At 38.9% G+C, this 23,691-nt stretch carries 20 protein-coding genes; 11 read left to right on the forward strand and 9 right to left on the reverse strand.

Annotation, left to right across the window (positions count from 1 at the left end; all coding sequences use genetic code 11):
- Window positions 1–31 precede the first annotated feature (31 nt).
- From PQO01_RS10435 to PQO01_RS10445, 3 genes are all read right to left on the reverse strand, one after another.
- Window positions 32–667, reverse strand: coding sequence for a prepilin-type N-terminal cleavage/methylation domain-containing protein (locus PQO01_RS10435; RefSeq protein ID WP_274313950.1), 636 nt, complete (start codon window positions 665–667; stop codon window positions 32–34).
- 94 nt (window positions 668–761) lie between these two features.
- On the reverse strand, window positions 762–1,397 hold the full coding sequence (locus PQO01_RS10440) for a prepilin-type N-terminal cleavage/methylation domain-containing protein (protein WP_274313951.1): 636 nt from the start codon (window positions 1,395–1,397) through the stop codon (window positions 762–764).
- 65 nt (window positions 1,398–1,462) lie between these two features.
- Complete coding sequence (locus PQO01_RS10445; protein ID WP_274313952.1) at window positions 1,463–2,953, reverse strand: sulfatase-like hydrolase/transferase; 1,491 nt, start codon at window positions 2,951–2,953, stop codon at window positions 1,463–1,465.
- Between the two features lie 231 nt (window positions 2,954–3,184).
- On the opposite strand from PQO01_RS10445, the gene PQO01_RS10450 reads away from it, so the two are divergent.
- The 3 genes from PQO01_RS10450 to tnpA all read left to right on the forward strand — a co-directional run bounded on the left by PQO01_RS10450 (window position 3,185) and on the right by tnpA (window position 7,474).
- A complete protein-coding gene (locus PQO01_RS10450) occupies window positions 3,185–4,927 on the forward strand; it encodes an arylsulfatase (RefSeq protein WP_274313953.1) in 1,743 nt (580 codons plus the stop codon).
- A gap of 297 nt (window positions 4,928–5,224) precedes the next feature.
- A complete protein-coding gene (locus PQO01_RS10455) occupies window positions 5,225–6,676 on the forward strand; it encodes an arylsulfatase (protein ID WP_274313954.1) in 1,452 nt (483 codons plus the stop codon).
- A 354-nt stretch (window positions 6,677–7,030) separates the two neighbouring features.
- On the forward strand, window positions 7,031–7,474 hold the full coding sequence (gene tnpA, locus PQO01_RS10460) for an IS200/IS605 family transposase (RefSeq protein WP_274313955.1): 444 nt from the start codon (window positions 7,031–7,033) through the stop codon (window positions 7,472–7,474).
- Between the two features lie 217 nt (window positions 7,475–7,691).
- Here tnpA and PQO01_RS10465 read toward each other — a convergent pair whose 3' ends face one another.
- The 3 genes from PQO01_RS10465 to PQO01_RS10475 form a co-directional block, all read right to left on the reverse strand.
- On the reverse strand, window positions 7,692–8,942 hold the full coding sequence (locus PQO01_RS10465) for a glycoside hydrolase family 117 protein (protein ID WP_274313956.1): 1,251 nt from the start codon (window positions 8,940–8,942) through the stop codon (window positions 7,692–7,694).
- A 138-nt stretch (window positions 8,943–9,080) separates the two neighbouring features.
- Entirely contained in the window at window positions 9,081–11,465 is a 2,385-nt protein-coding gene (locus tag PQO01_RS10470; protein ID WP_274313957.1) for a DUF1588 domain-containing protein, read from the reverse strand.
- The gene (locus tag PQO01_RS10475; protein ID WP_274313958.1) at window positions 11,452–12,678 is read right to left on the reverse strand and encodes a DUF1552 domain-containing protein; all 1,227 of its coding nucleotides are present in this window, start codon (window positions 12,676–12,678) and stop codon (window positions 11,452–11,454) included. Before PQO01_RS10475 ends, PQO01_RS10470 begins: the two co-directional genes overlap by 14 nt.
- Before the next feature lie 211 nt (window positions 12,679–12,889).
- Here PQO01_RS10475 and PQO01_RS10480 point away from each other — a divergent pair, with 211 nt between their 5' ends.
- The 4 genes from PQO01_RS10480 (at window position 12,890) to PQO01_RS10495 (ending at window position 15,987) form a co-directional block, all read left to right on the forward strand.
- On the forward strand, window positions 12,890–13,639 hold the full coding sequence (locus tag PQO01_RS10480) for a type II secretion system protein (RefSeq protein ID WP_274313959.1): 750 nt from the start codon (window positions 12,890–12,892) through the stop codon (window positions 13,637–13,639).
- Window positions 13,640–13,827: 188 nt separating this feature from the next.
- Window positions 13,828–14,031, forward strand: coding sequence for a cold-shock protein (locus PQO01_RS10485; RefSeq protein WP_274313960.1), 204 nt, complete (start codon window positions 13,828–13,830; stop codon window positions 14,029–14,031).
- A 313-nt stretch (window positions 14,032–14,344) separates the two neighbouring features.
- Window positions 14,345–15,079, forward strand: coding sequence for a type II secretion system protein (locus PQO01_RS10490; RefSeq protein WP_274313961.1), 735 nt, complete (start codon window positions 14,345–14,347; stop codon window positions 15,077–15,079).
- Between the two features lie 104 nt (window positions 15,080–15,183).
- Entirely contained in the window at window positions 15,184–15,987 is an 804-nt protein-coding gene (locus PQO01_RS10495; protein ID WP_274313962.1) for a sugar phosphate isomerase/epimerase family protein, read from the forward strand.
- On the opposite strand, the gene PQO01_RS10500 is transcribed toward PQO01_RS10495, so the two are convergent.
- Complete coding sequence (locus PQO01_RS10500; RefSeq protein WP_274313963.1) at window positions 15,984–16,958, reverse strand: SGNH/GDSL hydrolase family protein; 975 nt, start codon at window positions 16,956–16,958, stop codon at window positions 15,984–15,986. The two genes, PQO01_RS10495 and PQO01_RS10500, sit on opposite strands and share 4 nt — an antisense overlap.
- A 200-nt stretch (window positions 16,959–17,158) precedes the next feature.
- Between PQO01_RS10500 and PQO01_RS10505 the strand changes: the two genes are divergently transcribed.
- Entirely contained in the window at window positions 17,159–18,187 is a 1,029-nt protein-coding gene (locus PQO01_RS10505; RefSeq protein WP_274313964.1) for an alkaline phosphatase D family protein, read from the forward strand.
- 162 nt (window positions 18,188–18,349) lie between these two features.
- A complete protein-coding gene (locus PQO01_RS10510) occupies window positions 18,350–18,928 on the forward strand; it encodes a prepilin-type N-terminal cleavage/methylation domain-containing protein (protein ID WP_274313965.1) in 579 nt (192 codons plus the stop codon).
- A gap of 229 nt (window positions 18,929–19,157) precedes the next feature.
- Here the strand turns inward: PQO01_RS10510 and PQO01_RS10515 are convergent, their stop codons facing one another.
- Complete coding sequence (locus PQO01_RS10515) at window positions 19,158–20,300, reverse strand: FG-GAP repeat domain-containing protein (protein ID WP_274313966.1); 1,143 nt, start codon at window positions 20,298–20,300, stop codon at window positions 19,158–19,160.
- A gap of 185 nt (window positions 20,301–20,485) precedes the next feature.
- Between PQO01_RS10515 and PQO01_RS10520 the strand changes: the two genes are divergently transcribed.
- A complete protein-coding gene (locus tag PQO01_RS10520) occupies window positions 20,486–20,818 on the forward strand; it encodes a glycosyl hydrolase family 28-related protein (RefSeq protein WP_274313967.1) in 333 nt (110 codons plus the stop codon).
- 207 nt (window positions 20,819–21,025) lie between these two features.
- Here the strand turns inward: PQO01_RS10520 and PQO01_RS10525 are convergent, their stop codons facing one another.
- Window positions 21,026–22,345 carry an IS1380 family transposase gene (locus PQO01_RS10525; protein ID WP_274313968.1) on the reverse strand — a complete coding sequence of 440 codons (1,320 nt, stop codon included), beginning with the start codon at window positions 22,343–22,345 and terminating at the stop codon, window positions 21,026–21,028.
- A gap of 115 nt (window positions 22,346–22,460) precedes the next feature.
- Between PQO01_RS10525 and PQO01_RS10530 the strand changes: the two genes are divergently transcribed.
- Window positions 22,461–23,675 (forward strand): right-handed parallel beta-helix repeat-containing protein, encoded by a 1,215-nt coding sequence (locus tag PQO01_RS10530; protein WP_274313969.1) that lies wholly within the window; start codon window positions 22,461–22,463, stop codon window positions 23,673–23,675.
- Window positions 23,676–23,691: the final 16 nt, after the last annotated feature.

Here is a 23,691-nt window from a genome sequence, read left to right on the forward strand (position 1 = left end):
TCGTTTTATGAGTTAGATATTAAAAACTCTATCAAGGTTCCCAGGTTTCGTCCCTATAGTTTTTGGACGCCATATAAAGTAAGCCTTGAGCTGATATTGCTTCCACATGCCCATCAATAAAAGCCACATTGCCTTTGTTTTGATGGCGAGCTACACGAAAGCCTTCTGCCACATTGTATACTGCATCTTCGTCTAAGCCACCTTTCCACATGATCGCATTATTATTGTAAGCATCGAGAAAAAAAACTGTTGCCGAAGGATGAGTAGAATCTAGACTTAGATTCGCATGCCAATCCTCTTGAGCTGCCACACCATTATCCCAACCGAGTCGCCAGTTCATGGCGTAATTGATGGCCCAATAATCATTGATATCAGCTCCCTTGGGGCATTTGTATATGTTATTAGATTCATCTGTATCAATCTTAGGCAAAAAATCATTTAAGGATAATTTTTTAGCCCATGGATCACTATTTTCATTAAGGGGAGCAAAATTATCTTCATCTTCTGAATACATCAGCGCTGCAAGAGATATTTGCTTAAGCTTGTTAAGACATACGGCTGCTTGTGATCGCTCCCTAGCTTTGCCTAGCGCCGGTAAAAGCATAGATGCCAAAATGCCAATTATGGCTACAACTACTAGTACTTCTATGAGTGTAAACTTCTTCATAATGCCTCTCAGTGTTATTTGGAATATACAAACAAAGACGCTCTAAAAAAAGAACATTAGACAAAATAATTCATTTAAAATAATTTTTGCTCCATTATGGCCGCCAAAATTCATGCGCATCATTGACTGAGCCCATGTAGAGTAGCTCCTGTCCACTCAAGGAGCTAACGTGACCATCGATATACGCAACATTGCCCTTATTTTGATGGCGAGCTACATTCAAACCTTTTCCGGCATTATAAACACCAAAAGCATTGAGCCCACCTTTCCACATAATAGCCTGATTATTATAAGCATCCATAAAAAACGCAGTTTGCGATGCGTGTGAACTAGTAAGTGTAAAATTTTCGTGAAACCCCACTTGCTCAGAAGTTCCATTATCCCACCCTAAGCGCCAATTCATCGCATAATTCATCCCCCAGTAATCAATTAAATCAGCGCCTTCCGGACACGAGTATATATTGTTCTTATTGTTAGTTTCGAGTTCAGGTAGGTAGTTGGCTATCGAAAGTTTTTTACCCCATGGGTGTCCCTCTTCATTAAGGGGAGCAAAGTTATCTGCTTCTTCCGAATAGATGAAAGCCGCCATGGAAATTTGCTTGAGTTTATTCATACACACCGTCGCCTGAGACTTCTTTCTAGCTTTTCCTAAGGCTGGTAAAAGTAGGGACGATAAAATACCAATTATGGCAATAACAACTAGGAGTTCTATAAGTGTAAACTTCTTCATTTTATACTCGTTTATTAAAATTAAGAGATACGGTTGGAAATGGCTTAAACCTTAGATAAAAAGCCTTAAAATGACGGATCATAAAACTGATAGTCAGTGGGTAAGCTCAAATGATTTTTCTTTTGTCCTTTTGAATTAAAGTGTTTGTGAGCGCGATCAAGGTCAGGGTAAGTTTTCCACTCAGGATCATTAAAATCCTGAGGCACGGGATTGGGAAATTGACCCATATATTTATCAAACTTCTTTCTCATCTCGGCATGCTCAGGATTGTGGGTCACATTCTCGTAAGCTCGCCCATCAAATGAGCCATTAGTTTTATAAAAACGCCCGTTCGCTTGATTATATAAAGGACACACGGCCTCCAATAAGTAGTCCTCCGTCCTCACCAAAGTTGAGATACCTGGGAAGGCGTAAATGACATCTTTAGTCTTTTCGGATTTTCCCGTGAGAAAATCTTTCAAACTTATTCCGTCAACACTCTTATCTTCTGGAATTGCGGCCCCCGCAAAATCGACAATTGTGGATAATACGTCACTAAAATCTGTAAGTTGTGAAACCATGCCACGCTTTTTAATACCTGCACCCGAAATAATCATAGGTACATGTACGCCGTACTCTACCCCCCTACTCTTAGACGATGATGTTGTACCATTATCTGAGCTGACGATAAAGATTGTGTTATCTGCGACTCCCAAAGATTTAACTTTATCAACAACTTTACCCGTCAATTCATCCATATAACGAACTTGGCTTTTAAAGATTTTATGCCCCATCTTATCACCTTTGCGATAGTGGAAATTTGAGGGCTTTGCTCCCTTCGCAACTTCATAAGGTGTTACACAATGAGCGGTATGAGCTAAAACCATTGAGTAAATAGCTAGAAATGGCTCGTCTTTTTTAACTTTATCTTCCATAAAGTCACAAATAAATTCAGTAAAGATATTTGGGCCATAGTCATTCATAGTGGTCCGCATCATCTTGCCATTCTTCACCAGATGCGGTTTCCAGAAGCGTGAAGTAATCTGTTCTTTGCTTATGGCGGCAATTTCCCAATTCTCATCAGGAACTAATTTTTCACCACAAATTTTGCTCAGTGTCTTGGCGCTGCCATAGTAAACATATTCATCGATACCAAGCTTATCATTATCTAATCCAAGTTGACCACCTAGAGAATTGTGCCATTTACCGGCAAAACCTACTTGGTAACCTGAGTTACTCAGGATTTTGGTAAATTGAGGAAGTTTATTATCTGTTAGATTTTTTTTGCCAGGTAGATAATTTAGCTTATTATCATAACGACCATTATTAACAGCATAGTTGCCACTATAGAAAAGAGCTCGAGATGGACCGCATATAGACTGTGCCCAACAAGTTTTAAAAGTGACTCCGTCTTCACCTAATCGGTCAATATTAGGCGTATTGGAAACATGTTTTTGAACTCCGTATATCCCGTATTCTTCAAAACCCGCATCATCAGCTAAAATCACCACAATATTGGGATTTTGTCCTGATAGTATGGTAAAAGAAAGAAGAAAAAGAGTACTTAATAACTTCATGATTTATCCTAAATTTTATTATAATTATGAACAAGAGACGTGGGTTTAATTGAGTTTTAGACAAGTTCTTGTTTTTTTTGAAGAAAGTTAAGTACCCCTGATACCTAAGCATAAAAAAGACAATAAAGAAAAAGTACCTTTAGTATTTTAAGACAAACTTAAACAGAGTGTCCAATTAGAGTTTTACACTTCGTCTATATGTTAATGTCAGCTTATAAAACAAAGGTTTTTATGTACAAAATTATCGCAATAACTTTTCTCTTTATTTCCACTATCTACGCAGAGACTCCTAATGTCATCCTCATTATTACTGACGACCAGGGCTATGGCGACCTAGCTTGTCATGGCAACCCTTGGATTAAGACTCCGCACTTAGATAAATTTCATAAGGAAAGCCTACGTCTAAACAATTATCACGTCGACCCAACTTGTGCCCCAACTCGTTCCGCGCTTATGACTGGGCGCTATTCGGGACGCAATGGTGTATGGCATACAGTGAATGGAAGAAACATGCTAAGGAGTCGTGAAAAAACTTTGGCAAATGTCTTAAAAGAAAATGGCTACACAACGGGGATTTTTGGCAAGTGGCACCTCGGCGATTCCTATCCCTTTCGCCCTCAGGATCGCGGCTTTGATCAAATTGTCATTCACGGTGCAGGAGGGATTCACCAAACTCCAGATTATTATGGCAATGATTATTTTGACGACACCTACATGGTCAATGGCCAATGGAAGAAATTTAAAGGTTATTGCACTGACATTTGGTTTGACGAAGCTATTGAGTTTATAAAACAAAGCCATGATAAACCTTTCTTTGCTTATATTTCTCCGAATGCTCCGCATACGCCACTTAATTGTCCTGAAGAATACGAAGCTCCATACCGTAATAACCCAAATATTGCTGAACCCGCATTTTACGGCATGGTCACAAATATTGATGACAACTTTGCCAAACTTGAAAAATTCTTAAAAGCAGAAGGTTTGTACGATAATACAATCCTCATTTTTACCACAGATAATGGCTCTGCCAAAGGCATTGCATATAATAAAAAAATAAAAAAGAAATTAGGGTACACAGCGAATATGCGTGGTCAAAAAGGCTCTCAATATGAGGGGGGTCATCGAGTTCCTTTTTTCATCAATTGGCCTGCAGGTAAAATTACTGGTGGACGTGATATCAATACCCTGACTGCCCATATTGACCTACTTCCAACTTTCATTGACCTACTTTCTTTAAAATCCGATACGCCTGAACTCGATGGTTCTTCATTAAAAGACTTAATTTATTCTAATGACCAAAAATTGGAGGAACGAACTCTAATTGTTGAAAATCAGCGTGTCGTAAGTCCTGAAAAATGGCGCCGTTGTTCGGTGATGTATAAAGACTGGAGACTCGTGGATGGCAAAGAACTCTATAAGCTCAAAAATGACCCTGAACAAAAGCAAAATATTGCCAAGTCACACCCGGAAATTGTCACACGACTCCGGGAAAGTTATGAAGATTTCTGGGTCAGCACATCTGCTGATCACCATATCGACTCTCACATCATCATTGGTTCAGAAAAAGAAAACCCTTTAATTCTCACCAGCCATGATCTTCTTACATCAAAAACTCCCTGGAATCATCGTCAGGTGGAACAGGGAATGGCAACTCGTGGCAAGTGGATGCTCAAAGTTGCCAAAAAAGGCAAGTATAAATTTACTTTTAGCCGCTGGCCCGAAGAACTGAATAAAGCCATAAATTCAGATGGTGGAGTCAATGGTAAGCTTATCAATGCTCAATCTGCCCACATTGAAATACAGGGACAAAAGAGAAGTTGCAAAGTATCAGCCACACATAGGTCGATAAGTTTCACATTGGAGCTCGAGCCAGGGCTTGCGGAACTCATTACCGAATTTCAATTAAGTGATGGTAGTTTTATGTCTGCCTATTACTGCTATGTCGATTACACTCCTGCAAAAGCCAGTAAATAAAATGCTCTTATCCTATTTATTTTAGTAGAGTCGAAAACATTTTTAATCTTTACGCCTCGATTTCTCCTAAAACCATCACCTTTAATAAAAATACATTAGGACTTCTACACCTATATGCCTCACTAAAAAATAAGTCGATTAATAAATATAATTCATGCTGCGCCCTCCATATTCGACAGTTTAAGAGCTAGCAGGTTCTTCGATAAGCAGAACTACTTAGGAAGTATAATACATTTGTACTTTAAAACATCTATGTAATATTAATATATTTATTTAATTGTATTATTTGGATTTAAAATGAAAAAACTCTTACTTCTAAGTCTTTGTTTCCCTCTATTTCTTTTTGCTCAATCCGCAAAACCTAATGTCATCTACATTTTAGCAGATGATTTGGGCTATGGTGAACTGGGCTGCTATGGTCAAAGTAAAATCAAAACTCCGAATATTGATGCCCTCGCTGAAAACGGTATGCGCTTTACTCGTCATTATTCTGGCGCGCCAGTCTGTGCCCCCTCGCGCGGTGTTCTATTAACAGGAAAACAGCTTTCAAAAGCCTACGTACGCAACAACCGAGAATATAAACCTGAAGGCCAAGAAGCCATTCATAATCCAGGAATAAGTCTTGCTCAAATCTTTAAAGATCAAGCTTACGCTACAGGAGCCTTCGGTAAATGGGGCCTTGGTTACCCCGGTTCATCAAGTGACCCAAAAGCTCTTGGCTTTGACCGCTTCTATGGTTACAATTGTCAACGCGTGGCACACTCCTTTTACCCACCCCACTTATGGAGTGACGATACAAAAGTTATTATCAACAAAAATCCCGTGCCAGGTCATTGGAGAAAAACCGTAGGAAGCGATTTTGATTTCTCCCAGTTTTACGCTGAAAACTACGCTCCTGATCTCATTTTAGACGAAGCACTTAAATTCATAACAACTAACAAAGACAAGCCCTTCTTTGCCTACCTCCCCTTCATTGAACCTCACCTCGCTATGCACCCCCCTCATAACTGGGTCGATAGCTATCCAAAAGAATGGGACCTTCCAAAGAAAAATACATACAAGGCTAATTATCTACCTCACCTACGTCCCCGTGCCGGTTATGCCGCTATGATTTCTGATTTGGATGAACATGTGGGAGCTGTCATGAGCCTCCTGAAGGAATTAAACCTTGATAATAACACACTTGTTATATTCAGTAGCGACAACGGGGCTTCTCACTGCATAGAAGTCGATCATAAGTTCTTCAATAGCGTCAAGGGACTGCGCGGTTTAAAAGGGTCTGTCTATGAAGGTGGTCTTCGCGTTCCCATGATTGCTCACTGGCCTGGAAAAATTAAAACTGAACAAGTCAGCCAACATGTCAGTGGCTTTGTGGATGTACTCGCTACCATGTGTGAGTTATTAGATACTGAGGTGCCTGAAACGAACGATGGCGTCAGTTTTCTAGCAGAATTACTCGGTAAAGAACAAGAAACTCAGCCAGTTCTCGCTTGGGAATTCCAAGGTTATGGTGGCCAGCAGGCCATTATTCTCGATGGTCGCTGGAAAGGTGTTCGTCAAAACTTACTTCCTCGCGGCAAGAAAAAGAAAAGTACACCCAAGTGGGAACTCTATGATCTAGAGAATGACCCACAAGAGCAGAATGACCTTGCTACACAAATGCCGGAAGTCGTCGACCGTGTCCACAAAGCCATGATGAAAAATAGAAGCAATAGTGAAAAGTTTCACATGCCAATGGCCGCACAATAATTCACCTCTCTCAGAGGATGTGGTAAAACATCATTCCGTCATTGATAAGGCCAGCGCCGAATATGGTCAATCATTCGCCCTCTTCGAGGACGACCTAGGTTCACCGTTTTAATCCTGGCGCTCACGCACCAGGCTAAACATATTCACCCTCTTCGAGGGCAAAAACCATCATTCCGTAATTGATGAGGCCAGCGCCGAAGGTGCTTAATTCCTTTAGCCTTGGGGAGCCGCCCGCAGGGCAATTCCCAAGGAAAATTATATATAAGAGAAAATGATCATCGAAGATGGTCAATTAATTTGCTTCCGCACCACCAGATGAATTATAATATTCATAGTAAAACGGAGGAAATAAAAATGTCTTATACACAATCATTTTATCACATTATTTTTTCAACAAAAAATAGAAGGCCTTGTTTAAAAGAGGAGCTTCGTGAAGAAATATTTAAATACATTTGGGGAATTAGCAAAAACAAAAAATGTCATCTAATCCGAATTAATGGCATGAACGAACACATTCATATTTTGGTGAATTTACATTCTGAGGTATCGCTTTCTTCCTATGTAAGAGATGTCAAAACATCTACAAGCCATTGGTTAAAAAGTCATGGTTTAATTAAAGATTTCCCTGGTTGGCAAAGAGAGTACGCTGCCTTAAGCAAAAACCAGTCAGACCTTGAGTCGGTCATTCATTACATCAAAAATCAGCAGGAGCATCACAAGCTTATAACATGGGAAGATGAATTTAAGCAGATTCTCGAAAAATCAAAGATAAAATTCGACAACAAATATTTGCCATAATTCGCTCTCTACGAGGACAGCGTAGCTTCACTTTTTTGATCCTGGCGCTTACGCACCAGGCTAAACATATTCACCCTCTTCGAGGGTGAAAACAATTATTTCTATACTGATCAAGAGCGCCGAAGGTACTCAATGCCTTTAGCCTTGGGGTGCAGTCCGCAGGACCAATCCCAAGGAATATTGTTCATTAACATTCATGATCATCGATGATGGTCAATTAGTTCATATCCTGTTCTTTTTTACTTAGACGCTTCATCATCTTAGTCATATTGGGATTCAAGCCAATATTCTTTTGGAAGTAAGTCTGTTCATTAAAACGCAAGTTATTATGCTTAAAATATGGAATATCTATATCCGGTGATAAATCACAATCGAACCTAGCGAGAATTGATGATTTTTGTGCACCACCACCATCGATATTGATATGGCATAGTCCCCATGTAAAGCCAGTATTTTTACCATCTCCTTTAAATGCACTTGGACAGAAGGGACCAGGGGCTACTGGTGGAACTTGGATTAAGGATTTAATTTCAAAATCTTCACCATCTTCAGAATATTGAATCGTATTTTTTTCTGGTCCATCGAGTGCAATTAATGCCGCAATGCCATCGCCAAAGGGAAACATACAGGTTTCGTGACCAGAATTGATAACTGGATTTTTAGGAGAAGGTATAAAGGGACCTAGAGGGTCGTCAGCAAATGAAACACCCTGCATTCGCAAAACGTATTCATCTCCACGCTCGATCGGAGCTCCTTTGTAATAAACAAGGATCTTTCCATTGTGAACTACGGGGCATGGATCATTAATTTTTATATTATTCCAGGATCCTTTTGGACCAGGTAAAATTACTGGCTCAGGATGATGCGTCCAGGGACCACTAGGTGAATCGGCATAAGCTACTCGTACGGGACAATATGCCTGACCACCAACCATAGGGCTATATGCCTGAAAGTAGAGGTAATACTTTCCTTTCCACATAAGTATACCAGGTGTGCATATTGAACGAAAGCCTTGCTCAGGCTTAGGGGGACGTCTTACTGCTGGCTCTTTATCCTCAACCCAAGTCCAGCCATCTTGACTGGTCGCATGCCATATGTCCGCTAAATCCCAATCAGTTCCAGGTTTTGTATCAGTCGCCTTTTTCAAGCCCTCTGGAACTTCTTTAGTTCTACGGCCCGTATACCAAACGTGATAAATCCCATCTACTTTAATAACTTTTGTTGGGTCGCGACGGGAAATCTCGCTGGAAAGCGCCAAGCCCTTCAAGCGTGTATATTTGAAGTTTGAATAAAGTTCATTATTGCGATCTTCTAGTGGATTCCACTGATCATAAAGTCTTTCAACAGCTCTACTAATCGGTCGATCTGTTGGCTTTTCTGTAGGAATGAGCGCAGGGAAAACTTCTTCAGCTTGAACTAATCCTGACAATAATACAAGAGTTAATAATTTTGGTAATTTTTTGAACACCTTTTCTCTCCTTCAAAATTTTTGTTTCATTTAAAAGTAAGCAAACTAAATATAATTCCCAAAACTTAAGCGCTTCCTTTAATTTATCAGATGACTTGAGTAGCTTAATTTAGACAGTTCTCATGCAATTTAAGGTGCTTATTTTAGGGCAAAAGATTTTGAACGCAGTAATTCTATGAGAATATCCCTCATGAGCCAACCACGTTTTTCTGTTTTTGCGATAATCGCATCGACCTCTTGACGATCCGACCGCATCAATTCACGCCCCAGACCAAAGGACATAAGCTCACTACAAAAGCTACTGGCTAAATCTCGCTCTTTCGATTTTAGGTAAATTTTCAACCCCCTCATTCCTTTAATTTCCCTGCCATCATAATTTTTTGAAAAATCCTGAATGCTAAAATTGTGATTTTTCATACTGTTACGAATTTTCCTGGAAAAACCTGAGCCATAATCTTTTCTGTACAAACCTATGGGATCAAAATGCTCAAGACTCAAACCAAGAGGATCGATCTTACGGTGACATGAATGACAATCTTTGTTTAAACTATGCTTTAATAAAATATCTTTTACTGTACTCGCACCTCTAGTATCATTATCTAAGGCCATCACATCGTCAGGAGCTGGTGGCGGACGGTCCCCCAAAAACTTATCTAATAACCAAATACCTCGCATAATAGGAGATGTTTCTACTCCGTTAGAAGTCGTTGTCAAAAAACTACCCTGACCAAGTAAACCGCCACGTGGTGACCCCTCAGGTAGAGGGACTTTTTTAAACCCTTCTCCCAAGCCATCATTTGGCAGCTCATAAATTTCTGCTAGGTTTTTATTTAAAAATGTATAATCACTATCTAGCAATTCAGAGATCGGTCGATTTTCTTTGAGTAAGTGCTCCATATAAAGGAATGTCTGGGTTTGATAAAGTTCCCTCATGTTTTTTTGATAGTAATTCTTATATCTTGTGGGGTCAGGTGCCATCTCATCCATATTTTCTAAATCCATCCACTGAATCGTAAAACGATGTACAAAGCGTTTAAATTGTGGTTGCTGCATCATCCAATAAATCCCCTTCGCCAGAGTCTTTGGGTTTTGCTCGAGGGAAGTCGAAAGCTTGATCATCTTCGAAGTCGGATTTGAGCTCCACATAAAATAGGATAAACGTTCTGCAAGCTGTGGATTGCGACCTCCTTCAGTTGGAGGTTGATTAATAAATAAAAATCTTGGAGAAACCAAGATCGTAACAAGTGTCATGCGTAAAGCTTCTAAACGATCACAGCCCTGCTGAATCATTTGATCATAATAAATACATAAGTTCTCATACTCTTCTTTACTTGCCCGTCCTCGGTAGGCACGAATCACAAAGCGTTTGATGACTTCCTTACTCTTCTCATCATTCTCGAGGGTGTAATCGCCTCCAAAGTAAAAGTTAATCGTTGGAGATGGCCAAGCTTCAATCATGGGTCCTTTGACCTTCACATCGTAAATACGAATCCCTGGACCAGGATAATATTTATCATTTTTCACTAGCTTTTGTTTAAAGCCTTTTTTCACTGCTCCATAATTTGGCCCGGATCCAAATTCCAGGTGAATTCTATGGCCTTTTTCCAAGTACACTCTTTTTCGGTAAGTGTTTCGCTTAGCTTTGATGGGGATTTGATCAACAAAAAAATATGAGGGATTCAAACCTGGTAAAATTTCAGTTCTATGTCCAAGTAAATGAAGTTCATGGTGCTCCCCATTTCTAAAACGTTCAGTCAATTTGTCAAAGTCTTTTATACCGGATGCTTTAAGACCTTTGGCCTCTGCATCGAACTCAAATTCGTAGAAACCATCGTGCTCAACCGTCCACTTCAAATAAGTTTTATTCGAATGCCATTTGTAGCGAAGTTCAAAATATTTATTCGCTTCCGTTATCCCTTGGTGCCCACCCATTTTGATATTTGTTGTTGAGAATTCTTTCTTTTGACTCACGGGCTTGGCTTTAGGGTCAATCTTATAAAAGACCGAGCCAAGTGCTCCATCAACAAATTCATCGATGGCTTCCAGTGAAAATATTTGATCCTTGGAATGGGTGTCATACTTTGTGGCTACCGCGAGTTTGGGAATGTAACGGCCTGGGTCTAAAAATTTGTTATCTATATCTAACAAATCACTAACAGTCAGCTTAAACTCTTCTCCCGTCATCAAGCGAGGTTGGGGTTTGAGCATCTTGAATTTGAGCCTTCCTAAGTTGGAGTTCAAGGTATCTAAAAAGTATTTTTTATCTTCAATACTTAATTGATCTTCCTCTTCTGGAGGCATTTCTTCTAAGTGAATCGTATCTAAAACTTGGTACCACTTTTCGGCTTCTTCTTCAGATTTCACTGGCCAATTAATATTATCGAGACGGAGGTCACCCTTTGTTTTGATTTCACTGTGACATTCAACACAACTTTTCTCTAAAATCCCACGAACTCGCTGATCCATCGATTTTGCGAATAGTGCAAAAATACAAATGAGTATAAGTAATTTAAACCTCACCATTTAGGTTCCCCCGATTATGTCCAAATTTATCTAGATGAACTCCCAGTTTCCCTAGAATCGTTACATAGGCATCGGATAAATTTCGTCCCTTCATATCTAAAACGCCTGCCGGTTTTAGAAGACCACCTGACATAATGACAGGTAAACGTTTATTGCTATGATTGTTGGCATCCCCCATTCCACTACCAAAAATCATCGCACAACGATCGTAAAGCTTTTGACCATCAGCAGTCTCAGTATTTTTCATCTGGGTAATGAACTTGTTAAAACATTTTACATTATGGCTATCTATCAAGTATAACTGTTTCAAGCGATCAGGCTGATTCCCATGATGGGTCAAGCTGTGATAACCCGTACTTACACCATCAATGGGCACCGCCGAAGGGTTTGATGGAATTCCCAAAGTAATGGCTCGTGTTTGATCCGTCATAAAAGCTAAATGAATGAGTTTATAATACTCCTGCAAATTACTGGCATTGCTAATAGCATTAGCTGGTAGTTGATAATCTACGATTGGTTTCTGTATATCGATCCAGCTTTTTGAATCTGATATCCTTTTTTCAACGCCGCGAACCCCAGTCATGTACTCATCTATAATTTCACCGTCTCGCTTCGTTCCAGAGCGTTTCATGCGATTCGCTTGCTTGTAGACAAAGTCAATTACCGAACTTTTATTGTGGAGAATTTTTCGCCTTAGTTCACGCCCTTTCTTGCTTGGTTCCACAAAGAGTTTTTCATAGATCTCCTCAATATCATAAATATTGCGTAAGGGCTCACCTTTTTCATTCCATGATTGACTCATAGTTCCGGCGCCGCCCATGGCCAATTGCAAAGATCTAAAGCGCGTATTAGGCTTTATTTCATTAATAAACTTTTGATCGATAGAAATATTTTTTTCTCGTAGTTGTCGGGAGTCTTGAGCTTTATAGCCACTCAAAAAACTATGCACCGCTCCATGACCACCTTTGTGTGGGTGCTGAGTATTTAAAAGAACTGTGAGGTCTGATTTATTCTCCTTCATTAAGCTCAAAACTTTACTTGAACAAGGATCATTATCGCTCGGAAAGAAATGGCCTGGATGAACACCAAAATTGAGGGCCACACAAAAAAGATTCTTAACTTCTCCAGTACTGCTCGCCGCTTCACTTTCTAACTTTGGCAAAAGTAGACTCACCCCTGCAGCTTTCAAAAAACTTCGTCTATTAAAATCCACATCAAATCCTTTTTTTACTTACTCTAGGTAAAAGTACTACAAAGCTAGATCTGAATTCTTTGAGCAAAATGTATTTTTTTTAGTTTTTTCTTTTATGGCTCATAAGATCAAAGAACTACATGAGAAATAGCTAAGCTTTTTTTTAAAATGCACAAAGATTTCTTTCTATCCTTTGTTCTATGATATACAATCATATCATGAGGACGATTAAATGAGCATAAAAGTAAATTCAGCTTCAAAAATGAAACATCCGTTTTCTTTAATCGAATTATTGGTAATTGTCGCCATTATCGGAATACTTGCTAGCCTCCTGCTTCCCGTTCTTGGCCAAGCTAGAAAAAAATCTAAGCTCGCACTCTGCACTTCTAATAACAAGCAAATAAGTATTGCTATATATATGTATACAGAAGACCACGATGACTACTTCCCCTTTAGTTCCGAACACAATAATACTTCTTGGGATGATCGCTTGGGTATTATGGAATACGACGGCCGAAATATTACTGCTGAACAAGTGGATAATAAGAGTAAGTTAACTGATGCCTCTATTTACGAATGTCCCGCAAGTGAAGTTGCTTTAACGAATCAAAACAATCAAAAACGTAGCTACTCACTCAACTATGGAAAAGCTCATAAACCTAGCCAATTTCGCGGTATTGGCACTGGCAGTTGGTCGATGAAATCAAATGAAGTCAATGACGCCTCCCAGAGCATTATGATCACCGAAAATAACAAACCTGGTAATTATCTAGGGAATAATAATAACGATTTCACCAACAATAACTTTATTAAAGCCTTTTATGACACCCCAGATTTTTGGACTCATAAATACGGGCAACTCAATCTTAGTATGATAGATGGATCTGTTCGTATATTAAGTATGCAACACAGCTACCTCGGTCTTCGCGACGCCACTTCATCTGGCAATCAGATTGGTACTATGTGGGATTGCCAGGATTAATTATTACTTCATACTTGTCTAGGCAAAGAACTTAATAATTGAAATCAGCTCAAAAAGTCCTGTTTTTTACCACAAAAACCCACAAGCTACTAAAAAAAACAGCTTAGCACGTGATTTTTTATATAATGCCACTATACTGAAGCTGCACAATTTGTGCTGATTTAAAAAAGTATATTATGGATACAATTATGGCAACTGGTACAGTTAAATGGTTTGCTGATGACAAAGGTTTTGGTTTTATAACTCCCGGCGACGGCGACAAAGATCTTTTTGTTCACCACACAGAAATTCAAACAAGTGGTTTTAAAACTTTAGCCGAAGGGCAACAAGTTGAATACGAAGTTGGACAAGGTCAAAAAGGCCCTTGCGCAACTAACGTTAAGCCCCTTTAATTTCTCTCTCTCTTTCAGAGAGTAAAATTGATTTCAAGATGTTATAAAGATAGTTTTCTATCTTTTGACATCTTTTTTTTTGCCTTTTTCTAAGGCTATACTCGACACTCCCAGATAATTTATTCGAATTTAAAGTTAAGCTCGTTTCTATAAATAAGCCTCATTACCTGCTAATTATGCAAGGCATCAACTTTATTGATAATATCATCGAATAATACAAGTTTTATCTTTTGAGTATTTTTTCAAAAAAAGAGCTTAAAGATTATTAATTGCCAGTGGTTCCTCTTATAAAACAGAAATTGAGGACATCACCATGAAGCAAGTAAAAAAATTCTCTTTAGTAGAAATTCTCGTCGTAATTTCTATCATCGCCATCTTAAGCTCTCTATTACTCCCTGCACTTGGTCAGGCAAGAAAGAAATCTAGACTGGCCCTATGCACGTCGAATATTAAACAAATTAGTACCGCTATATACATGTACACTTCTGATCAAGATCAGTATTTCCCCTACTCACATGATGTCACTAATGGCAATTCTTCTTGGGATGATAAATTAGGAGTCTATGACTATGATGGTCGTGGCCTAGATAACTCTGCTTTCAGTTCCGAAGCTTCAACAAGCTCAAGTATCTATGGTTGTCCTGCTACTGAGGTAGAATTACAGAATGAAAATCGCTCTTTACGCTCTTATGCATTAAATTATGGGAAAGATAATAATAGCAATGGTAAATTCCGCGGCTTTATGAATGGCAATTCTTGGTCAATGAAAATCACCGAGCTCAACAATACTGGCAGCACTATAATGATCACCGAAAATCATAGACCAGGCAACTATGTAAGTGTAGGTAATAATGGTCATACCAATAATAATTTCATCAAAGACCAGTACAGCAATCAAACATTTTGGGCTCATGATTACGGCAAGCTCAATTTTGGCACTATCAGTGGTTCCAGCAATTTCATGTCCCTGCAGAATACTTACTTAGGACTGCGAGATGTCACCGCCAATGGCAATCAAATTGGTACTATGTGGGACTGCCAAGACTAAGCTCATTTTTAAGTAAAAGACTTATATATCACCTACTTTGTAGCAGTGTGCATAAGGGCGAGTTAATATATTATATATAAACTCATAATGTACACAGGCTAAAAATGATACCATACAAATTTCTACTGATTCTAATATTTTGTAACACACTTTATTCCTTTAATGAAAAGCCACTTAAAACTGAATTTTATGCTTTTGCTAATGCTATGCCAGCACTCAATTATGAACAGCAAGCTCAACTACTCAAAAAACTAGGATACAGTGGCATTAGCCAAGTTTTTCAGGCGGGAGACAAGCTCACAAGGCAAGTTGAAGTTTACAAAAAATATAAACTCAAAGTTTTAAGTATCTATTTACAAGCGACTGAAAAACCCATTGACATGAACTCAATCAAGGCTTTAGGAAATGGCGGAATGATTGAGCTCACCGTCCACAAAATCAACCCTCAGATTATTGAATCCATTCGACAAACTTCCGAACGTGCGAAAAAGTTGAATATACGCGTTGCTCTCTATCCTCATCATGGCTTCGCTGTTGCTACCATACCACAAGCGCTTGAACTCGTAAACAAAGTCAATCACCCCAATTTAGGTCTTATGTTTAACCTCTGTCACTTTCTTAAAAACGAAGATATCAATGACTTGGAAAATATCCTTATAAAAGCCAAAGATAAACTCTTTTCAGTAAGTATAAATGGAGCGGATATTGATGGAAAAGATTGGAAGACACTAATTCAATCTTTAGACAAGGGCAGCTTTCCCCAAACGCGATTAATCTCTGCATTGAAGGACATAGAGTTTACTGGTCCAATTAGCCTTCAGGGCTTCGGTATCAAAGGAGATAAATCGATCAATTTAGAAAATTCAATGAAGCGCTGGAAAGCCATAAGTCATGAACTAAAAGATTAATCCTTACTAAGTTTCAATTTATTAATTTCTTGCTGCATCAGAGTTGCTTCTTGCTCAGCATCACTTATTGAATCAGTTTTCACTGTTTCAGTGCCACGAGTGTATCCCACATATTGGAGCCAAGCGTTGGCACGTTGACTTGTACGTTTATTTATCAAAGCACAGAGGCGATCAGTCTTCCTAGCTTCTTTGGCTTCGGCAAGACTCTTGTCATCATTAAGTAAATTTAAACTCTTCAGAAAACTTCTCGCCATCAAGTGATGTCCCAAAGCATTGGGGTGAATTCCATCACCACTTATCGTGTATTTGGGATCCTTTGTCCTCATCTCATCAACATGCTTTTGAATCGGAGTGTGAATATCGATGGTGGTCACCCCTGGGATTTTCAGAGTCATGATCCACTGGCCATATTTTGCTAAGACATCATTATAATTTTCATAAGGTGTTTTAAAGCCGAAATCATCTGCCCCCTCTGACTTCAAAGTTTTTCTCGGATTAAGTGACTGAGGGTCAAAGGGAGGTGGCGTCATGACTATGACTTCTGCACCACTAGCTCTTACTTTTTCTATCAGAGCTAAAATCCCCTTTTGATAATCCCTGAAACGCTCTTGAGAAAAGGGGTGATAAAGTCCATCATTCATACCATAGCAGACCGAAACTATATCTGGTTTTACGAGTTCGAGTGCACGATCCAAACGTTCATGAACATTAGGCCGTGGCCAAGGGTGTTGAGTTTCTGATTCCCCGGTCGTTGTCTCACTACCCAGCCCAAGTCCTATGATATCGATTTTTTCGTCTGGAAATGATTTTTGTAGGTAGTAATCAATGTAACGGAAATAAATCCCCGCACGAGTGATACTATCCCCCAAAAACATGATTCGTTTTTGATGGAATGGTGAATTTTGAACTTCCGAGAAAAGGCTGAATGGTATCAAAAAAACAAATATGATTATCTTATAAGATCTTTTCATAACTAAGCTCCAATTAAAGTTTTAAACTCAAACAATTGAAATCATTATATCTTTGAATAAACGACTTCAAATATCCTTAATAGTCAAGGTAAGCAGATACTCATTCGATGAGATGCACTAAAAAACACAATTTTTATTACTTCTATCATTATAATAATATTTTAGTGTTGTAATATATGCAAAACTACAAAGAGGTCTTCATGAAATTTATTATCACGCTTATTCTAAGTATTTTCTGTCTTCATAGTCAATCCCTACCAAGCAAGATTGCCTTTGGTTCATGCGGTTCACAAGAAAAACCCATGCCTATACTTTATAAAGTTACTGAACATAATGCTGATATGTTTATTTATTTAGGTGATAATATCTACGGTGATACCAAAGACATGAAAGTTTTAGAAAACAAATACAATAAGCTCGGTGCTCGCGAGGAGTTCAAACACCTCAAATCTAAAGTGCCACTCATTTACGCAACTTGGGATGATCATGACTATGGGAAAAATGATGCGGGCAAAGAGTATTCTAAAAAGCATGAATCAAAAGAAATCTTTCTCAATTTCTGGGACGGCCCACAAAATAGTGAGCGTCGTAAAAGCCCTGGAATCTTCACTTCTTATTATCACAAAAGTGACGACAAAACACTACAAGTCATTGTCTTAGACACACGTACTTTTCGCGACAAGCATATACGTAGAAACAAAAAAGAAAAACACCCCATTTGGAAACACGATTATCGTCCTCATGAAAAACCCGGTCACAGCTTCTTAGGTGAGCAACAATGGCAATGGTTACAAAAGGAATTGGAAAAGCCTGCTGACTTGCGTATTATTGCCAGTAGCACTCAATTTGGCCATGATTATAATGGTTACGAATCCTGGACTTTATTCCCCTTCGAACGACAAAAAATGCTCGACCTCATTAAAAGTACTCGTGCCGAAGGTGTGATTTTCATTTCAGGCGATGTTCACTGGGGTGAAATTTCTAAATTAAATGAGCCTGGGCTCTACCCCCTTTACGATATTACTTCTAGTGGTATCAATAAATCTTGGAAGAGTTTTGAACCAAATTCAGTGCGTATTGGAGAAGTCTACCGTGAAAACCATTTTGCTATGATAAACATCGACTGGAAGCAAAATGACCCTAGTCTTAAATTCTCAATCATTGGCCTCGATGGCAAAAAAGCTCTCGTCCACAAAATTAAACTGAGTGATTTGCGCTTTACTAAATAAATAATTTATTAAAAATAAGTCTCACGCCCAAAGAATAAATTTTTCCGCTTGTTCTAACTTGGGGATAAAATAATCATAGATTATTTATCTTTCCCAGTTAAATTCATATTTTCCGTTCTGTATTGATTAATATAACAATTATATTTATCAAAGGAACGTTCTGTGTCTTTTTACAAAAAACACTTCTCTCTTATCGAGATCCTCGTGGTAGTTGCCATCATCGGGATACTCGCAAGTTTGCTTCTCCCCTCTTTGAGCAAGGCACGTAAAAGTGCTCAGCTTGCCTCATGTAAAAGCCAGATCAAACAAATTAATTTTGCGCTCTACAATTATTTGGATGATAACAATCAGTATTTTGTCTTTGGCAAAAAAAATAGTTCCTCACTTATCGTATGGGATGACGAACTCTTTGATTACCTCGGAGTCTCTTTAAGTGATAATGAGAAAGACGGCGTAAAACTTAACCGTACAGATTACCCACAATTCACAAAAAAAAGTCCCTATAAATGTCCCGCAGATAATATTGTCCGAGATAGTGATCGCAACCCTCGTTCTTATGTCTATAATGTAGCTAACACAAGTGGTCGCTTTGGCTTCAGTGGCCTGAGTACAACCTGGGGAGAAAGTATTAAAATTTCAACGATTGGTAAATCGAGTGAAGTATTAACTTTTATGCAAGATGATGACCACGAAGGTAAATCTTTGGGGGCTAACGGACATGCTTACATGGGTACGCAATGAGCCAATACCACTGCACCTGAAAACACACACGAGCTCGTTGATCGTTATAATTCGGGTTATGCTGATGGTAGCGTGAGAATTATCCACCAGGGAAACCTTTACAACGCTCTACTTCACGAACCCCAATAGATCTCCCCCTTGCTTCAGTAAGCTTGGCAGAAGTCAACTTTAAATTAAAACCTTTTTCCTTAGCTCTTGTTTCCTAAGTTAAAACATCTTCCTATATCACTTATTTCTGAAAGTAAATCCTTACATTTTTTCCTTTTTGCCCTGCAATGAGGAAGTCGAGTTTACCGTCGCCATTAATATCGTAAACCCTTACATCGTAAGCTGTTTGATCGTCACTGATAACGTGGCGAGTAAAATTCCCTTTGCCATCATTTTCGTGCCATTCGACTCGATTTGAATCGTTACCACAAGCGACTAGGTCAATATCTCCATCACCATCAAGATCGGCAACATCCATGGTATGTGGCCGCTCTAATTCCTGATCAATTTCTACTGCTGTAAAATTAGGCGCCATAAAAGCCACTAAGCCCTTGCCATGGCCGCGAGAAGCGACAAGATCATTTTTACCATCAGCATTTATATCAACTCCATACATGTGGGTCGCACCTATTTGATCTTTTAAGACCTTTATTTTCTTCCAGGGCTTTAAGCGATCCTCCCCGGCTTTCCAAATGGCAAAATAATTGCCGTTTTCAAAGGGGTCTCCTTTGGCACCTACAAACATTTCTTTTTTACCATCCCCATCAATATCGGCCATGTGCATATAATGAGAACCACCCGGTGCATCTTTGTCCGCTAAAGGATAGGCTTTCCAAGCTTTTGGATCTTTAGGATTAGCCGGTATGGGGTAGGCCATAATGGACGAATGAAATAAGTTTTTAGTCGGACCTTTGCGGCGCTTAAACTCTTCTGGATGAAAATTATTAACAATGATATCAAGCTTTCCATCTTCGTCAGCATCAGCAATCAGGACGCAGTGTGTACCAGCGAAATCCAAAGTTATTTGATGATAAGTCCACTGATCTGTAGCATTACTTGGACACTCCAGCCAGTAAGTTCCGAGTCCCGTTCCGACAAAGTCCATATCACCATCACCATCAACATCCATCAATCGACAATGAATGGCCTGACGTCTAAATTCTTCCGGCATCTGTAGCACAACTGAAGGCTTATATTCAGGCCCCATAGCAACATAAAGTTTATTATCCGCAGTATAAACCACATCACCATGACCATTGCCATCGTAATCCCAAACTTGAGCAGAATTCACTGTCAGTCCAGAAGACACTTCTTTCATTTGAAACTTTATTTCTGCCGAAGCTGAAATAGTCATAAAAAACATCAGTATAAAAAAACGATTCATTATCTCTTCCTATTTAATTCATTTAATAATACAGTCAAAAAAGTATATTTTAGACAAAACTATCGAAAAAAAGACGTCATTGATACAAAGTTTTAAACAGTTAACGACTATTTTTTTAATTCTAAATGGTAAATGTAATCAATAGCAAAAAATATTCAGCTAAAATATAGAGCCCTTGGAGTCACGTGTACATAAAATTAATCAGTCTAATCTTCTTACTATCTCAGCTAGCTTTATGTGATAATTATCAATACTCAAAACTATGGGGTAAAGAAGGTGAACTTTGGTCAGCTAAAAGTCAGTTGCCGGACTTTTCTTTTGCGGGTTATCATTCGGGAGAGAAAATCGTCCCCCACGTCCCGATTAGTTCAAATGTAAGAGATTTTGGAGCTATCCCCAATTCTGGGAAAGATGTGACTGAAGCCTTTAGAAAAGCTATTGCAGCTTCCACTGACGGAGCTATTTTTATTCCGGCTGGTCATTACATACTCAGTCCTGAATCCGTGATCAGGTTTTGAGATTCATGAGATAATGGTTTGGTCGAGTAATTCTTAGATCGTTTTTATCCCAGATTGTGAGATGTCCTTATTTCTTAAGCCTATCGCTCGTGATCAGGTGTCTAAGGATAGTAAATATAGCAATTTCTAAGGCAATTCACCCAACTTGGACAGAGTAAAGCACAAAACTCAATAAAAGAGCTTTGCAATAAACTTCTTATTAGTGGATTAAAGGCTAAATGATATTTTTTGATACAGCTTAAACCAAGGGCTATGTCGACCAAACTTGAGAGTTTCATCTCCTGCGTGCTTTACGTGTTTACAAGCGGTTAAAATCAAGTCACGTATCACGCACCGTAGGCGGCGTCGTTGGGCTTTGATTTTAATTGGAGCCAAAGATTTATTATGGATAAGGTGATTACCAATGACTCTGAGCACATTAAAAGCGAGCATAGCGCAGTGCAAAAAGAATTGATTCGCTTTAAATTTCCCTGAGGGTAAACGCTCTACATTCATATCGCTCTTCAATTCGCTATGGAACTGCTCACTGGTTCCATGATCGTGATAAAGTTCGATCACATCCTCGGCTTCTAAAGGTAAATTCGTCCAATAGGTCTCCACTTCGATTTCTGGCATCAAAAGTCGATTGCCATCTTGATCTTCGAGTCGTTCCGTAACTTTAAAAATAACAGGAACCACTTTATGTTCTTCATTGTTTCCAGGATGTTTGTGATGGAGTTCACCGACAAAGACACTCTTACCATCTCGAGATTTAAGCTGTCGCCCTAAACGCCGTGCGTTGGATAGCCACTGTTCTTTAGATTCCTTTCTAAGGTTCCGTTTAATCAGAAAATATTGATCATCAGGAAGGTATCCGAAATTAACCTCAGCATCGTGAGCGGAATCTAAACGAAGTAGTACGGGGTGCTTAAGCTTTAATTTTTTGATCATAGTAAAGCTGTCATCTAAGAACTCTGGCATCCCTTTTTGTGCATGCTGTGAACCTGGACGCAGCTCATTATTTAGCATAAAGCCCTCAGTTCCAAGGTAGGCAAACATGGGAGAAAATCCGTCATGATTTTTATATGTCCAACTCACATTTTCTTTATGGCTACCGGAGTTATCCATGGGTGATACATCCATATCGAGTGGAATAAAATTCATCCCCCCTTTTGATATATTACCTATACACTGTTTTTTGAGCAGGTTTGTATTCGCTGATTTTAAATGCACTTCATGCTCAGAAGACATGATTTCTAGTCGTTGACGCAAACGTTCCTCGGATGGAACTTTGTTTAATCCAAGTGATTTCATAAAGACTTCGTTTTCACGAAACTGACTAATATCTGTGAAGCGTTCACGCCCCTGAATCAGTAACCCCACCTGTGATTTGAAAATATCTAGATCTTGAAAGATATGATTGGCCTTGTGATCTGTATTGAACTCATCGTCAATTTCACTTTGTTGAAGGACTTGGCCACCTAAAAATATTCCGCCAATACTGTGAAGGGAATCATTGCCTGTGTCGAGTTTAAATGCTTTATTCATGAGAAAACCTGTTGGGTGATTTTGGTGTCGTAACTTAAATTACTATAAACCAACAGGTTTTCTTGTTTTTAAGCTGTTTTTTAAGATCAGCTCACGGATTCAGGTCAGTGATATCTTGTGGATTAAAAAAGCTAATTTAGTTTTACGGGGTGACGGCCCAGAAAAAACTATTTTGGAATTCAAAACTGATTTAGAAGATGTACGTCCCAATATGGGAAAAACCACATCAGGAAAAAGTACTTCCAACTACTCATGGTCAGGTGGCTTTATTTGGTTTCAAGGTTCATTGCGAGAAAAGTTCATTACCAAAATCAGTACTGAACAAATGAGGGGTAGTTATCAGATTAGCCTTGTCGACGCAAGCAAACTCAAAGTTGGTCAATACATCAGCATTGAATTAAGTGAAGACAAAAGTAAATCATTGATTAAAGAACTCTACTCGGGTGATAGTGGCGATACCACAAATTTAAAAAAGACGCTTAAAACAAAACTCACCACCAAAATTGTCGCCATTAATGGCAATATCATAAGAATAGAGCGCCTTCTGCCCTTTAATATTAAACTTAAATGGAAGCCCTTAATCAAAACTTTTAATCCTTCGCTCACTGAAAGTGGCATCGAAAACCTAACGATCGCATTTCCAAATAGTGCCTACAAAGGGCACTTCAGTGAAAGAGGGAAAAATGGTATTGCTTTTTATTCAGTAGCTCATTGCTGGATCCGCAATGTTCACTTTGAAAATTGCGATAGCGGCATCTTTATGAACTCACAATTTTGTACCGCATCTGAAATCGTCTTCAAATCCGACCGTTTAAAACTCAAAAATAATCACATGGGCTACACCGGTCATCATGGAATTTTAGCCGCCAGCGATTGTCTCTTTGAGAAGTTCGACTTCCAAACTCATTTCATCCACGATCTAGGCCTTGGTAAAGGTAGTCGTGGCAATGTATTTAAAAATGGTAAAGGCATTAACCTTAGTCTTGATCATCATCGTCAGGCTCCTTACGAAAATCTCTTCTCTAATTTAGATGCAGGAATTGGCAGTGACCTATGGCGTTGCGGTGGTGGTATTGGTTTAGGTAAACATTGTGGCGCACGGGGAACTTTTTGGAATATCCGCACGAAGAATAAACTTAATTTTCCAATAGATGATTTTGGTCCTGCCTCACTGAATTTCATTGCTCTGAATTTCAAAAAAAACGCTTCTTCACAGATCTTCACTCATGAAGCCATAAGTCCGTATTTAATTTCCCCGAAGGATCTTCATGCCGCTCAATTAGAGCAAAGACTCAAGAAAAACTTACTCCCACATCTAAATAATAAATAAGTCCCTGTATAACTTA

The sequence above is a fragment of the Lentisphaera marina genome (assembly GCF_028745505.1).
Classification (GTDB): domain Bacteria; phylum Verrucomicrobiota; class Lentisphaeria; order Lentisphaerales; family Lentisphaeraceae; genus Lentisphaera; species Lentisphaera marina.

What these genes read in the sequence shown, in the direction of transcription:
- PQO01_RS10450 (WP_274313953.1), top strand. Translation starts at nt 3,185, where the DNA reads ATGTACAAAATTATCGCAATAACTTTTCTCTTTATTTCCACTATCTAC.
- PQO01_RS10505 (WP_274313964.1), top strand. Translation starts at nt 17,159, where the DNA reads ATGAAATTTATTATCACGCTTATTCTAAGTATTTTCTGTCTTCATAGT.
- PQO01_RS10515 (WP_274313966.1), bottom strand. Translation starts at nt 20,300, where the DNA reads ATGAATCGTTTTTTTATACTGATGTTTTTTATGACTATTTCAGCTTCG.
- PQO01_RS10435 (WP_274313950.1), bottom strand. Translation starts at nt 667, where the DNA reads ATGAAGAAGTTTACACTCATAGAAGTACTAGTAGTTGTAGCCATAATT.
- PQO01_RS10470 (WP_274313957.1), bottom strand. Translation starts at nt 11,465, where the DNA reads ATGGTGAGGTTTAAATTACTTATACTCATTTGTATTTTTGCACTATTC.
- PQO01_RS10495 (WP_274313962.1), top strand. Translation starts at nt 15,184, where the DNA reads ATGATACCATACAAATTTCTACTGATTCTAATATTTTGTAACACACTT.
- PQO01_RS10525 (WP_274313968.1), bottom strand. Translation starts at nt 22,345, where the DNA reads ATGAATAAAGCATTTAAACTCGACACAGGCAATGATTCCCTTCACAGT.
- PQO01_RS10485 (WP_274313960.1), top strand. Translation starts at nt 13,828, where the DNA reads ATGGCAACTGGTACAGTTAAATGGTTTGCTGATGACAAAGGTTTTGGT.
- PQO01_RS10440 (WP_274313951.1), bottom strand. Translation starts at nt 1,397, where the DNA reads ATGAAGAAGTTTACACTTATAGAACTCCTAGTTGTTATTGCCATAATT.
- PQO01_RS10445 (WP_274313952.1), bottom strand. Translation starts at nt 2,953, where the DNA reads ATGAAGTTATTAAGTACTCTTTTTCTTCTTTCTTTTACCATACTATCA.
- tnpA (WP_274313955.1), top strand. Translation starts at nt 7,031, where the DNA reads ATGTCTTATACACAATCATTTTATCACATTATTTTTTCAACAAAAAAT.
- PQO01_RS10500 (WP_274313963.1), bottom strand. Translation starts at nt 16,958, where the DNA reads ATGAAAAGATCTTATAAGATAATCATATTTGTTTTTTTGATACCATTC.
- PQO01_RS10490 (WP_274313961.1), top strand. Translation starts at nt 14,345, where the DNA reads ATGAAGCAAGTAAAAAAATTCTCTTTAGTAGAAATTCTCGTCGTAATT.
- PQO01_RS10480 (WP_274313959.1), top strand. Translation starts at nt 12,890, where the DNA reads ATGAGCATAAAAGTAAATTCAGCTTCAAAAATGAAACATCCGTTTTCT.
- PQO01_RS10455 (WP_274313954.1), top strand. Translation starts at nt 5,225, where the DNA reads ATGAAAAAACTCTTACTTCTAAGTCTTTGTTTCCCTCTATTTCTTTTT.